A 13087-nucleotide genomic window follows, 5' to 3' on the forward strand; every position below is an offset into this window, starting at 1 on the left:
GATGCTGGCTTATGTGATTCGACGCCTGCTGCTGATCATCCCCACGCTGCTGGCCATTCTGATTGTCAATTTCCTGATCGTACAGGCGGCCCCCGGTGGCCCGGTCGAACAGGCCATCGCCCGTATCCAGGGCTTCAGCCCCAACGGTGTCGGCGGCGGTGGTGGTGAAGTGGCTGCAACCGGCACCACCAGCCGCAGCACACGCGGGCTGGACCCGGCGCTGATCGAGCAGATCAAAGAGCATTACGGTTTCGACAAACCGATGCACGAGCGGCTGTGGCTGATGCTCAAGAACTACGCACAGCTGGATTTCGGCACCAGCTTCTTCCGCGGTGCGCCGGTCACCGAACTGATTGCGCAGAAGCTTCCGGTGTCGCTGTCGCTCGGGCTCTGGGCGACGTTGATCACATACCTGATTTCCATCCCGCTGGGCATTCGCAAGGCGGTGCGGCATGGCAGTGCATTTGATGTCTGGAGCAGCACGCTGGTGATCATCGGCTACGCCACGCCCGCGTTTCTGTTCGCCATCCTGCTCATCGTGGTATTCGCCGGAGGCAGTTATCTGAGCTGGTTTCCGGCGCAGGGTTTGTTCTCGGAGAACTTCGATAGCCTGGGTACCTGGGGCAAGATCAAGGACTATCTGTGGCACCTGGTGTTGCCGGTCAGTTCGCTGGTGATCGGCGGCTTCGCCACGCTGACCATCCTCACCAAGAACAGCTTCCTCAACGAGATCAGCCGTCAGTACGTGGTCACTGCGCGCGCCAAGGGCCTGACCGAGCATCGCGTGCTCTACGGCCATGTGTTTCGCAACGCCATGCTGCTGGTGATCGCCGGCATTCCGCAGGCCTTGATCGAGGTGTTCTTTGCCGGCTCGCTGCTGATCGAAACCATCTTCGGCCTCGATGGGCTGGGGCGCATGAGTTATGAGGCAGCGGTCTCTCGGGACTACCCCGTGGTGTTCGGCACGTTGTTCCTGTTCACGCTGTTCGGCCTGCTGATCAAACTGATAGGCGACCTGTGTTACACGCTGGTCGACCCGCGCATCGATTTTTCCGCGAGGAGCGCCTGATGTTCGAGTTTTCTCCCCAGACCCGGCGACGTTTCGACCTGTTCAGGGCCAACCGGCGTGGCTGGTGGTCGCTGTGGATCTTCATCGGCCTGATGCTGATATGCCTGTGCGGCGAGCTCATCGCCAACGACAAGCCGTTGCTGATCCGCTACGACGGGCAACTGTATTACCCGGTGTTGCACACCTACATGGAAACCGATTTCGGCGGCGAGCTGCCCTTCGAACCGGATTACTCCAGCGAGTACGTGCGCAAGCTGATCGCCGCGAAAAACGGCTGGATGCTCTTCGCGCCGATCCCGTTCAGCCACGACACCATCAACTACGATCTGGACGCGCCATCGCCCAGCCCGCCCGATGGCACCAACTGGCTGGGTACCGACGAGCAAGCCCGTGACGTGCTGGCGCGGGTGCTGTTCGGCGCGCGGATTTCCATTATGTTCGCGCTGCTGTTGACCGCGATCAGCACGGTGATCGGGGTCTGCGCCGGGGCGATTCAGGGTTACTACGGCGGCATGACCGACCTGATCGGTCAGCGTATTCAGGAGATCTGGTCGGGGTTGCCGGTGCTGTATCTGCTGATCATCCTGTCCGGCTTCGTATCACCGAATTTCTGGTGGTTGCTGGGGATCATGGCGTTGTTCTCCTGGTTGTCGCTGGTGGATGTGGTGCGTGCCGAATTTTTGCGCGGGCGCAATCTGGAGTACGTGAAAGCCGCCCGCGCGCTGGGCCTGACCGATGCCGCGCTGATGTGGCGGCACATTCTGCCCAACGCGATGACCAGCACCCTGACTTACCTGCCGTTCATCATCACCGGTGCCATCGCCACCCTGACTGCGCTGGATTTTCTCGGCTTCGGCATGCCGGCAGGTAGTGCTTCGCTGGGCGAACTGATCGGTGAGGCCAAGCGCAATCTGCAGGCACCGTGGCTGGGGCTGACTGCATTCGTGGCGCTGGCCCTGATTCTTTCTCTGCTGGTGTTCATCGGTGAAGCCTGCCGCGACGCATTCGATCCTCGGAGCTGACATGCAAGACAACCTGATTGAAATTCGCGACCTGCGGGTCGCCTTCAAAGGCCACGAAGTGGTGCATGGCGTCAGCCTCGACATCCGCCGTGGCGAATGCCTGGCGCTGGTGGGTGAATCCGGCTCTGGCAAGTCGGTCACCGCGCATTCGATTCTGCGCCTGCTGCCCGCCAAAACCGTCAGCACCCAGGGCTCGATTCGTTATGACGGGCTCGACCTGGTTCACGCCAGCGACAAGCAATTACGCAGCCTGCGTGGCAATCGCGTGGCGATGATTTTTCAGGAACCCATGAGTTCGCTGAACCCGTTGCACACGGTTGAAAAACAGATTGGCGAAATTCTCATGACCCACAAGGGCCTGAAAGGCAAGGCTGCGTTGAGCAGGACGCTGGAGCTGCTGGAACTGGTCGGCATCCGCGATCCGTTGTCACGCCTCAAGGCGTATCCGCATCAACTGTCGGGCGGTCAGCGTCAGCGCATCATGATCGCCATGGCGCTGGCCAACGAGCCTGACTTGCTGATTGCCGACGAACCGACCACAGCGCTGGACGTGACTGTGCAGGTGAAGATTCTGGCGTTGCTCAAGTCCCTGCAACAGCGGCTGAACATGTCGCTGCTGCTAATCAGTCATGACCTCAATCTGGTGCGGCGCATTGCACAGCGGGTCTGCGTGATGCGCGAGGGCGAAATCGTTGAACAGGCCGACTGCCAGACGCTGTTCGACAGCCCGCAGCACCCTTACAGCCGCTTGCTGATCAACGCGGAGCCGGATGGCGAGCCGGTGCCCTCCACGCACAGCAACACGCTGCTGTCGGTTCAGGACCTGAAAGTCTGGTTCCCGCTGGGCAAAGCCTGGTTCAAGCGCGAGCCGCAGTATGTAAAGGCGGTGGACGGGGTGAGTTTCGAGCTGCTCAAGGGCAAGACGCTCGGGATTGTCGGCGAGTCGGGCTCGGGTAAATCTACCCTGGGCCAGGCGATTTTGCGTCTTGTCGATTCAGAGGGCAGCATCCGTTTCGGCACCAAGGAGCTGAGCCTGCACAGTCAGCACCTGATGCGCCCGTTGCGTCGCCAGTTGCAGGTGGTCTTTCAGGACCCGTTCGGCAGCCTCAGCCCGCGCATGACCGTGGAGCAGATCATTGCCGAGGGACTGGTGACGCATGACATTGGTACGCCGAAAGAACGCGAGCAGACAGTCATTCGCGTCTTGCAGGAGGTCGGGCTGGACCCTGCGACGCGGCACCGTTACCCCCACGAGTTTTCCGGAGGTCAACGCCAGCGTATTTCCATCGCCCGGGCGCTGGTGCTTGAACCGGATCTGATCCTGCTCGACGAGCCGACTTCAGCGCTCGACCGTACGGTGCAAAAACAGATCGTCGCACTGTTGCGCGACCTGCAGATTCGTCATGATCTGACGTACCTGTTCATCAGCCATGACCTGGCCGTGGTTCACGCGCTGGCCCATGACCTGATCGTGATCAAGGACGGTAAAGTCGTCGAGCAAGGCCCGTCGCGTGCGATCTTCGCTGCACCGCAGCAGGCCTACACTCAGGAGCTGCTGCGTTCGTCCGGGCTGGTGTTTGCCTGAGCCTGTACTGGAAGGCTAATTATGGAAACTCTGGCCCAGCGCCTCCAGGCGTATGGCCAGCGGCGAAAGGCTCTGGCTGCTGGTCGCCAGTACGCCGATATTGGCAGCGGTGTGCTCGGCGATGGTCTGCACCGAGCGTAGTTGATCGGCAATTTCACGGCTGACGGTGGACTGTTGTTCCGTGGTCGTGGCAATCAGGCCGTTGAGCTGGGTGATATGCCCGATGCCTTCGCCCACCGCACGCAGGGATTCCGACGCCCGCTGGCTATTTTCCACACAACGCCCGACGCCTTGCAGGCTGTCGTTCATGGCCGTAGCCGCCTGACGGCTGCCCCTTTGCAGGTCTTCGATAATGGTCTGGATTTCCTTGGTCGACGACGCTGTGCGCTGCGCGAGGTTGCGCACTTCGTCGGCCACCACCGCAAAGCCCCGGCCCTGCTCTCCGGCCCTGGCGGCTTCAATCGCTGCGTTGAGCGCCAGCAGGTTGGTCTGCTCGGCGATGCTGCCGATCACGTCCAGCACCTTGCCGATCTGTTCTGACTGGTTGGCGAGCGCCTGCACGGTTTCATCGGTGGTGTTGATGCGCGCTGCAAGCTGGGTGATTTCGCTCTGTGCGCGGTCGACGCTGTCCCGCCCATGCGCCACCTGATCGCTGGCGTCACCGGCGCGCTGCACGGCTTGGGCGACGTGGCTGGAGATATCGTTCATGGCATCGCCCATGCGCTGCATCGCGCCGGTCATGCGGGCAATCTCGCTGAGCTGATGTTGCGCGCCGGTTTCCAGCGTACCGCTGGCCTTGGCGAGGTCATGGCCCAGTTCCCCCAGCCCGCGGGTGTCGCGCACCACGCCGTCGACAAGGCCGGTGATCTGCGCCAGAAACTGTTCGAAACGCAGCGCCAGCGGCACGCGTTTACCCGACCGCTCGCTGGTCTGACTATCAGGGGAAAACTGGTTGGTGGTGGCCAGCATGCGATCGAGCATGTCCTGATTCTCGACCGCCTCGGCCTGATTCTGCACCGCCAGGTAGACCAGAATGGCGCTTTCGACCACCACATACACCGCATGCACGATCACCATGCTCCAGCCACCGCCATGGTGCATGACGTACACCGGAAAGCCGGCATGCTGCAGAGCGTGGAAGCCGACATGGTGGATGGCAATGGTGACGGCGGCGACCAGGATCGGCAGCCAGTCGCGGTAGAAGGTCAGTACTGCCAGAAACACAAAGATGCCGAAGTGTATTTCAATCAGCCCATGTGCCTGGTTGATGTGCAGCGCGGCCATGACCATCAGGCCCACGCCTACGCAGCAGCGCATCAATCGGGTGCCACCAACGGCGCGATACAGGCCGGTCAGCACCACAGCGGTGCCGCCGCCGACCACGACTGCCTGGGTAAACGTATCGAACCAGAATGCCAACCCGAGCGCATAGATGAACAACAGCCAGATCAGGCCCAGCATAATCCGGTCGGCTTTGCGGTAATGGTCGAGGAAACGGGGGGCTGCGGGCATCGAACACATCCTTTTGAAATCCATGGCGACAGGGGCCCTGTCGGTTTTCAGGTCTGGACGAGCAAAAGCCCGGCCAACGTGCCGCCCAGATAGTGGCCTTATGCCATAAATTCAGAAATAGATTATTTACTCGGTATTCAGGCGCGATGATGGAGCGGGCATCCGTTGGTGGGCAGGCCGGGCCTCTTCGCGGACAAGTCCGCTCCCACCACATCAACCGGTGATCCTGACCCTGTGGCCCTGTAATCCTGTGATCCTGTGATCCTGTGGCCCTGTAATCCTGTGGTCCTGTGATCCTGATCCTGTGATCCTGTGATCCTGTGATCCTGTGATCCTGTGGCCCTGTGGCCCTGTAATCCTGTAATCCTGTGATCCTGTGATCCTGCACTCCTGCACTCCTGCACTCCTGCACTCCTGCACTCCTGTGGGAGTGGACTTGTCCACGAAGACTGATCATCAGACACCGAATGAATCACTGAAATTACATGCTGTAAAGCATTACTCAGTTGATCCACGTGCCACGCACTAAAGTTCACCGATGAAGTGATTTTAGGGGCAAGGGAATGCATGTTTACTCTGCGTCAAAACGTTTGCGTACAGGCCGATATTCCGCAATAGGCCAGATATACATGGTGACTTCAGTGACACGAGGACGCGAACCTGTATTCGCCGATGTTCGTCTCGGGCGCTTGCTGGTTCGAGAGCTGAGACGATGCGAAGAGCAGGAACTGGTCAGGTCGCTTGCCTGGGTCGTAATGCCTGACCACTTTCACTGGCTTCTTGAGCTCAAAAAGAATGACCTGCCCATGTTGATGCAACAGCTTAAAGCACGCAGTTCGATAACCATCGGAAAAATCAGAGCCCATCCCGATACCCTATGGCAGTCCGGTTATCACGATCAGGCTGTGCGCAATGAGCAGGACATGCTCGGTCTGGCTCGCTATATCGTCGCAAACCCGCTACGCGCAGGACTGGTCAAGAAGATAGGAGATTATCCACTGTGGGATGCGATATGGGTTTGAATCCCACATCCACACAGTGGAATATATTTACGCTGTTTCAATGCCGCAACAACTTGCGCAACGGCACGCCGTCTTTCATCACCGGGGATTTGATGACGATGTAGCTGAAGTACTTGGAGATGCCAATATTCTTGTCCAGCAGTTCTTCGATCACCTCCTGATAGTGCTGAATGCTGCGGGTCATGAAGCGCACCAGGTAATCGTAGCCACCGCTGATCAGGTGGCATTCCAGCACTTCGTCCACGTGGCGGATGTTGGCCTCGAATTTGGCAAAGTCTTCACGCTTGTGATCGCTGAGAGAGATTTCCGTGAATACGGTGACCGACTCGGTGATCTTTGCCAGATTGAGGTGCGCCTTGTAACTGGAAATGTAACCTGCCGACTCAAGACGTTTGACGCGTTGCAGGCAAGGGCTCGCGGAAAGCCCGACGGCATCGGCCAGGCTGACGTTGGTCATGCGCCCGTCTCTCTGGAGTTCTACCAGGATATTGATATCAATCCGATCCAGTTTGACCAAGCCTTCCATTACCTACCTCTTGTATTGCCATTCACGGTGCCTACCTTCTAGCAAAATCAGCGCCGTAAAGACAGCTGATGCTGAGCGACGAGATCGGCCATGCTGTTTATGCACAGGTCGGCCGTGCAGGGCTGGCTATGCTGTTCCCGGCTGCGGCGGATCAGGCAAAGGCCGCCGGTGTTCAGCGCCGAGGCGGGCGGGCGAGATACAAGAAGGGTTTCGTGGGGTTCCAGGTCCATCCCGGCAAGCCAGCCTGGGTCGTCCAGCGGATGCGTGGCCAGGGACAGCAGGCTGTCAGGCTCAAGCCCCAGCCGTTCGCAGAGCAGGCTGCGATCCTGCAGATCCCGATCAGCGTACACCAGCAACCGATAGAACTTGCGCAGGTAGAGCATTGCGCCGGGTGCGTCTTCGAACATTGTCCAGTCAGGCACCGAGCGGGCGAAGGTCATGCCCTCTTCCCAACTGGCCTTGATGCCAAGGCGCTCGGCCAGTTGCCGGTGCGCAAAGCACAGCAGACCGCTGAAACCCAGCTCGTCAAACCGTGGATACAACGTGCGGACCACGTCATTGAATTCAGTCAGCACCTGATCTTTTTCCGGTGTGTCGAGACCGTTATCCAGCAACGACTGCAACGCCGCCCAGACCCCTGAATCGCGGTCCACCAGAACTTGATCACAATCGATCAGCAGTGCGCGGTAATCAATAAGCCCCATGGCAGGCAACGTCTCCATTCAACAATGATCTCCAGCGCTCGTGGTCGCAGCGTCTCGCGACGACCGCGACCACGCTTGCGCTCAGCTGGACTTCAATACTCGTGCCAAGGCAGCATCGAGAATGCTCAGCGCTTCATCGATCTGCTGCTCGGTGGTCACCAGCGGTGCAAGGAAGCGCAGTACGTTGCGGTACACACCGCACTTGATCACCAGCAGGCCGCCGATGCGGGCCTGATCGATGATCTTCTGGTTCAGATCGGCGTCCGGGCTGCGTGCAGCGTCGTTCCTGACCAGTTCCATGGCGAGCATAAAGCCTGTGCCGCGCACATCGCCGATGCAGTCGTAACGGCCTTTGAGCGCGAGCAGGCCGGCGCGCAAGCGTTCGCCCAGCTGTTCGCCACGTGCCAGCAGATTGTCCTGCTCGTAGGTGTCGATCACCGCCAGCGCGGCGGCGCAGGACAGCGCATTGCCCCCGTAGGTGCCGCCCAGGCCGCCCGGAAGCGGTGCATCCATGATCTCGGCGCGCCCGACCACGCCCGACAGCGGCATCCCGCCCGCGAGGCTTTTGGCGACAGTGACCAGATCCGGCTGAATACCGGCATGCTCGAAACCGAACCACTTGCCGGTACGGCCGAAGCCAGTCTGGATTTCATCCAGGATCAGCACGATGCCGTGTTGCTCGGTAAGTGCACGCAACGCCTTGAGGAATTCGACAGGTGCGGTCAGGAAGCCGCCGTCACCCTGCACCGGCTCGATCAGAATGGCCGCCACGCGGTCCGGTGCAACCTGAGTGGCGAGCAGCTCATGCAGAGCCGCCAGGGCGACTTCGGTGGTCACGCCGCGATATGCGTTCGGGTATGGCGTGTGAAACACCTCGGGAGCCATGGGGCCGAAATTCTGTTTATACGGCTGGCTCATGCCGGTCAGCGTGGTACCAAGCAGCGTACGGCCGTGGAAGCCGCCACGAAACGAGATAATCGCCGGGCGATTGGTGTGGGCGCGGGCGATTTTCACCGCGTTTTCGACTGCTTCGGCACCGGAGGTAAAAAACACTGCCTTGTGATCGATACCGCTCTGGCCTGCGATCATCAGGCTCAGGCGTTTGGCCAGATCGACATAGGGCTGATAGGACGCGACCTGAAAGCAGGCGTGAGTAACCTTGGTCAGCTGCGCCTGAATCGCCTTGACCACATTCGGGTGGTTGTGACCGATGTTCAATACGCCGATACCGCCGACAAAATCCAGATAGCGTTTGCCATCGACGTCCCACAGTTCAGAACCCTGCGCCCGGTCGATGACCAGCGGATGGGCTGTGACAATGCCACGCGGCACGAACTGGTCGCGCTGGCGGAGCAGATGAGGTGTTTCGTCGACTTTGCTGTTCATGGTTTTACCTGTCGTGGGCCTGGCAGCCGGCGGGGTGGCTGCGATGCTGTTCAGGTTAAGCGTTCAGCGAAATGATCTACGCCGAACTTACCCTCTCAGATGTCCAGATCGACTGTTTTTCGCCTCGCAAACGGCAGATTCCTTCATGCCCTGCGAGCACCATGCAATCTGCCGGGCAACGCCGCTTTTCAGATAGTCGAGCGCCCGGGAAGACGGCGTTTCAACATATCCTGCTCCCGACTTGCGGCATGATGGGGTTCCCCTTTCATCCTCAGGAAACGCCCATGCCCGCCCTGCTCTACAAAGCCGACCCCGCACGCGCCGAACGATGGCGAGTTCTGTTTGCCGAGCATGCGCCTGACATTGAATGGCGGGTGTGGCCGGACATTGGTGATCCGGCCGACATCCATTACCTGGGGGCCTGGCTGGCGCCCGATGATCTACAGGAACTGCTGCCCAACCTGAAAGTGCTGTTCGCCCTGTCTGCGGGCGTGGATCAGCTGGATCTGAGCCGCATTCCGAAATCGTTGCCGGTGGTGCGTCTGCTGGACCCGGGTATCAGTCATGGAATGTGTCAGTACGCTTCCTTTGCGGTACTGAGTCTGCACCGGGGCATGCTGCGCTATCGGCAGCAGCAGATTGAGGGCCTCTGGAAGGCTCATCCGCTGATGCCAGCGCAACAGCGTCGAGTGGGCGTGATGGGGTTGGGCTTGCAGGCGCAGCATATTCTGTCGAGCCTCAAACCGTTCGGGTTCGAGCTGTCGGGCTGGGCGCGCAGCGAGCATCGGATCGAGGGTGTGACGTGTTATGCGGGTGAAGAGCGGTTGGGTGCGTTTCTCGGGCAATGCGATATTTTGCTGTGCGTATTGCCGCTGACCGGGCAAACCGAAGGCATCCTCAATCGGCAGCTTTTCGAGCGACTGCCTCAAGGTGCTGCACTGATCAATATGGGCCGTGGCGGGCATCTGGTGGAAGCGGATCTGCTTGAAGCTCTGGACAGCGGCCAACTGAGCGCTGCGGTACTGGATGTATTGCAGCAAGAGCCAGCACCTGCCGACCATCCGTTCTGGCAACACCCGAAGATCCTGCTAACCCCGCACGTCGCTGCCATGACCCAGCCGGAAAGCGCGTTTCCCGGCCTGCTCGACAACATTCGCCGCTTCGAGCGGGGTGAAGCGATGCTGGGTCAGGTGGATCGCGGGCAGGGTTATTGACTGCTAACTGTCGCAATACTCAGCTGCGATGAGTATTGAGAACAGCGTTTCTGCCCAGGGGCGTGGGAACGGACTTGTCCGCGATGGGCTGCGAAGCGGTCCTAAAACAGGCCACCTTGATTGTGTCCGATGCACCGTATGCATCGGTTTTGCTGCCGGTTTCCGGCAGTTCGCGGACAAGTCCGCTCCTACGTCTCGGGCGGTTGTGGACAAGCTAAGCGTCGCACGATCCCCACACCCCCGGGCAGAATCAATACAGCTTCTGCCCGAAGGGCGTGGGAGCGGACTTGTCCGCGATGGGCTGCGAAGCGGTCCTAAAACAGGCCACCTTGATTGTGTCTGATGCACCGTATGTATCGGTTTTGCTGCCGGTTTCCGGCAGTTCGCGGACAAGTCCGCTCCTACGTCTCGGGCGGTTGTGGACAAGCGGAGCGTCGCACGATCCCAACACTCCGGGGCAGAATCAACACAGCTTCTGCCCGGAGGGCGTGGGAACGGACTTGTCCGCGATGGGCTGCGAAGCGGTCCTAAAACAGGCCACCTCGGCTGTGTCTGGTACATCGAAGCAGCTGGTTTTGCTGCCGGTTTCCGGCAGTTCGCGGACAAGTCCGCTCCTACAAAAAACGGGAGGTTGTGGACAAGCGGAGCGTCGCACGATCCCAACACTCCGGGCAGAATCAATACAGCTTCTGCCCGGAGGGCGTGGGAGCGGACTTGTCCGCGATGGGCTGCGAAGCGGTCCTAAAACAGACCACCTTGATTGTGTCTGATGCACCGTATGCATCGGTTTTGCTGCCGGTTTCCGGCAGTTCGCGGACAAGTCCGCTCCTACGTCTCGGGCGGTTGTGGACAAGCGGAGCGTCGCACGATCCCAACACTCCGGGGCAGAATCAACACAGCTTCTGCCCGGAGGGCGTGGGAGCGCACTTGTCCGCGATGGGCTGCGAAGCGGTCCTAAAACAGGCCACCTTGATTGTGTCTGATGCACCGTATGCATCGGTTTTGCTGCCGGTTTCCGGCAGTTCGCGGACAAGTCCGCTCCTACGTCTCGGGCGGTTGTGGACAAGCGGAGCGTCGCACGATCCCAACACTCCGGGGCAGAATCAACACAGCTTCTGCCCGGAGGGCGTGGGAGCGGACTTGTCCGCGATGGGCTGCGAAGCGGTCCTAAAACAGACCACCTTGATTGTGTCTGATGCACCGTATGTATCGGTTTTGCTGCCGGTTTCCGGCAGTTCGCGGACAAGTCCGCTCCTACAAAAAACGGGCGGTTGTGGACAAGCTAAGCGTCGCACGATCCCCACACCCCCGGGCAGAATCAATACAGCTTCTGCCCGGAGGGCGTGGGAGCGGACTTGTCCGCGATGGGCTGCGAAGCGGTCCTAAAACAGGCCACCTTGATTGTGTCTGATGCACCGTATGCATCGGTTTTGCTGCCGGTTTCCGGCAGTTCGCGGACAAGTCCGCTCCTACAAAAAACGAGAGATTGTGGACACGCAGAGCTTCGCACGTTTTGCGCGCTACAACCCACCCACATGAAACGCCTTCACTTCCAGGTATTCATCCAGTCCGTAGCTGGAGCCTTCGCGGCCCAGGCCGGATTGTTTGATGCCGCCGAAGGGCGCGACTTCCATGGAAATGATGCCGGTGTTGAGGCCGACCATGCCGAACTCCAGGGCCTCGCCGAAGCGCCATGAGCGGCGCAGGTCCTGCGTGAAGTAATACGCACCCAGGCCATAAGGTGTGGCATTGGCCAGCGCCAGCGCCTCGGCTTCGTCGGTGAAGCGCATCAGCGGCGCAACCGGGCCGAAGGTTTCTTCGTTGGCCAGCAACATGCCTGCATGGGTTTCGCCCAGTACCGTGGGCTGTACGAACTGGCTGTCGCCCTCTGGACGGCCGCCATGCAGCAGTTTCGCCCCCTGGCTCAGCGCATCGTCAATGTGCCGAGTGACTTTGCTGACCGCTGCCGGGTTGATCAGCGGGCCGATGGTCACGCCCTGTTCCAGACCGTTGCCGACCTTGAGTTTGCTCACTTCCTCCACCAGCCTGGTAGCGAAACGGTCGTAGATACCGTTTTGCACCAGAATCCGGTTGGCACACACGCAGGTCTGCCCGGCGTTGCGGAATTTGCTGAGCATGATGCCTGCCACTGCCTGTTCCAGATCGGCGTCGTCAAACACGATGAAAGGCGCATTGCCGCCCAGTTCCAGGCTCAGGCGCTTGATGTGTTCGGCGCTTTGGCGTATCAGCAGGCGGCCGACCGGCGTCGAGCCGGTAAAGGAAATCTTGCGCACCACCGGGTTGCCGGTCAGCTCTTCGCCAATACCAATCGGCAGGCCGGTGATGACGTTGAACACTCCGGCAGGAATGCCCACGCGCTCGGCCAGCACCGCCAGCGCCAGGGCTGACAATGGCGTAAGGTCCGATGGCTTGACGATGATCGGGCAACCGGCAGCCAGCGCTGGTGCGCACTTGCGGGTGATCATGGCGTTGGGGAAGTTCCACGGGGTGATCGCTGCACAGACACCCACCGGCTGCTTGAGCGTCATCAAACGGCGGTCTGCGCTGGGCGCGGGGATGGTTTCCCCGTAGGAGCGGCGCGCCTCTTCAGCGAACCATTTGACGAAGCTGGCACCGTAACGGATCTCGCCGCGCGATTCGTTCAGCGGCTTGCCCTGCTCAAGGGTCATGATCAGCGCGAGGTCGTCGACGTTGTCGAGCATCGCCTGATGCCAGCGCTCCAGCAGTGCAGCACGCTCGGCAGCGGGACGTGCGCGCCAGGCTGGCCAGGCACGATCTGCCGCTTCGATGGCTCGCCGGGTTTCGACGCCTTGCAGGGCCGGAACGTGCGCCAGCGCCTCGCCGGTCGCCGGGTCGTTGATGGTCAGTGTTGCACCACCGTCCGCGCTGATCCATTGCCCGTCAACGTAGGCGCGGTCTACCAGCAGGCTGGGGTCTTTCAACTGATTCTTGAGCATGGTCGAGTCCTGTTCCGGGATGACTGCCAGTCTAGGCAGACGCCGCAGTCCAGGATGCTGAAAGCGCAG

The 13087-nt window shown here is 60.3% G+C and carries 10 protein-coding genes; 5 read left to right on the forward strand and 5 right to left on the reverse strand.

Going from position 1 to position 13087, the window contains the following annotated elements:
- Window position 1: 1 nt before the first annotated feature.
- The 3 genes from MME58_RS00340 to MME58_RS00350 are packed head-to-tail and all read left to right on the forward strand — an operon-like array spanning window position 2 to window position 3676.
- Window positions 2-1069 carry a microcin C ABC transporter permease YejB gene (locus MME58_RS00340; RefSeq protein WP_055006184.1) on the forward strand — a complete coding sequence of 356 codons (1068 nt, stop codon included), beginning with the start codon at window positions 2-4 and terminating at the stop codon, window positions 1067-1069.
- On the forward strand, window positions 1069-2091 hold the full coding sequence (locus tag MME58_RS00345; RefSeq protein ID WP_055006183.1) for an ABC transporter permease: 1023 nt from the start codon (window positions 1069-1071) through the stop codon (window positions 2089-2091). The genes MME58_RS00340 and MME58_RS00345 overlap by 1 nt, the downstream gene beginning before the upstream one ends.
- A gap of 1 nt (window position 2092) precedes the next feature.
- Window positions 2093-3676, forward strand: coding sequence for an ABC transporter ATP-binding protein (locus MME58_RS00350; RefSeq protein WP_055006182.1), 1584 nt, complete (start codon window positions 2093-2095; stop codon window positions 3674-3676).
- A 15-nt stretch (window positions 3677-3691) separates the two neighbouring features.
- Here the strand turns inward: MME58_RS00350 and MME58_RS00355 are convergent, their stop codons facing one another.
- Window positions 3692-5188, reverse strand: a complete 1497-nt coding sequence (locus tag MME58_RS00355) for a methyl-accepting chemotaxis protein (protein ID WP_055006181.1) — start codon at window positions 5186-5188, stop codon at window positions 3692-3694.
- Between the two features lie 563 nt (window positions 5189-5751).
- Between MME58_RS00355 and MME58_RS00360 the strand changes: the two genes are divergently transcribed.
- The gene (locus MME58_RS00360) at window positions 5752-6210 is read left to right on the forward strand and encodes an REP-associated tyrosine transposase (protein ID WP_054985425.1); all 459 of its coding nucleotides are present in this window, start codon (window positions 5752-5754) and stop codon (window positions 6208-6210) included.
- A gap of 37 nt (window positions 6211-6247) precedes the next feature.
- Here the strand turns inward: MME58_RS00360 and MME58_RS00365 are convergent, their stop codons facing one another.
- The 3 genes from MME58_RS00365 to gabT form a co-directional block, all read right to left on the reverse strand.
- Window positions 6248-6736: an Lrp/AsnC family transcriptional regulator gene (locus MME58_RS00365; RefSeq protein ID WP_054985426.1), complete on the reverse strand. Its 489-nt coding sequence runs from the start codon at window positions 6734-6736 to the stop codon at window positions 6248-6250.
- A gap of 47 nt (window positions 6737-6783) precedes the next feature.
- Complete coding sequence (locus MME58_RS00370; RefSeq protein WP_055006186.1) at window positions 6784-7440, reverse strand: HAD family hydrolase; 657 nt, start codon at window positions 7438-7440, stop codon at window positions 6784-6786.
- Window positions 7441-7521: 81 nt separating this feature from the next.
- The gene (gene gabT / locus MME58_RS00375; RefSeq protein ID WP_054985427.1) at window positions 7522-8826 is read right to left on the reverse strand and encodes a 4-aminobutyrate--2-oxoglutarate transaminase; all 1305 of its coding nucleotides are present in this window, start codon (window positions 8824-8826) and stop codon (window positions 7522-7524) included.
- A gap of 284 nt (window positions 8827-9110) precedes the next feature.
- Here gabT and MME58_RS00380 point away from each other — a divergent pair, with 284 nt between their 5' ends.
- Entirely contained in the window at window positions 9111-10040 is a 930-nt protein-coding gene (locus MME58_RS00380; RefSeq protein WP_054985428.1) for a 2-hydroxyacid dehydrogenase, read from the forward strand.
- 1520 nt (window positions 10041-11560) lie between these two features.
- On the opposite strand, the gene MME58_RS00385 is transcribed toward MME58_RS00380, so the two are convergent.
- A complete protein-coding gene (locus tag MME58_RS00385; RefSeq protein WP_055004918.1) occupies window positions 11561-13018 on the reverse strand; it encodes an NAD-dependent succinate-semialdehyde dehydrogenase in 1458 nt (485 codons plus the stop codon).
- Window positions 13019-13087 lie beyond the last annotated feature (69 nt).

It is taken from the genome of Pseudomonas syringae pv. tagetis, assembly GCF_022557255.1.
GTDB lineage: Bacteria > Pseudomonadota > Gammaproteobacteria > Pseudomonadales > Pseudomonadaceae > Aquipseudomonas > Aquipseudomonas caricapapayae.

Coding starts and splice junctions, on each gene's coding strand:
- MME58_RS00345 (WP_055006183.1), top strand. CDS start 1,069: ATGTTCGAGTTTTCTCCCCAGACCCGGCGACGTTTCGACCTGTTCAGG.
- MME58_RS00360 (WP_054985425.1), top strand. CDS start 5,752: ATGCATGTTTACTCTGCGTCAAAACGTTTGCGTACAGGCCGATATTCC.
- MME58_RS00355 (WP_055006181.1), bottom strand. CDS start 5,188: ATGCCCGCAGCCCCCCGTTTCCTCGACCATTACCGCAAAGCCGACCGG.
- MME58_RS00340 (WP_055006184.1), top strand. CDS start 2: ATGCTGGCTTATGTGATTCGACGCCTGCTGCTGATCATCCCCACGCTG.
- MME58_RS00370 (WP_055006186.1), bottom strand. CDS start 7,440: ATGGGGCTTATTGATTACCGCGCACTGCTGATCGATTGTGATCAAGTT.
- gabT (WP_054985427.1), bottom strand. CDS start 8,826: ATGAACAGCAAAGTCGACGAAACACCTCATCTGCTCCGCCAGCGCGAC.
- MME58_RS00385 (WP_055004918.1), bottom strand. CDS start 13,018: ATGCTCAAGAATCAGTTGAAAGACCCCAGCCTGCTGGTAGACCGCGCC.
- MME58_RS00380 (WP_054985428.1), top strand. CDS start 9,111: ATGCCCGCCCTGCTCTACAAAGCCGACCCCGCACGCGCCGAACGATGG.
- MME58_RS00365 (WP_054985426.1), bottom strand. CDS start 6,736: ATGGAAGGCTTGGTCAAACTGGATCGGATTGATATCAATATCCTGGTA.
- MME58_RS00350 (WP_055006182.1), top strand. CDS start 2,093: ATGCAAGACAACCTGATTGAAATTCGCGACCTGCGGGTCGCCTTCAAA.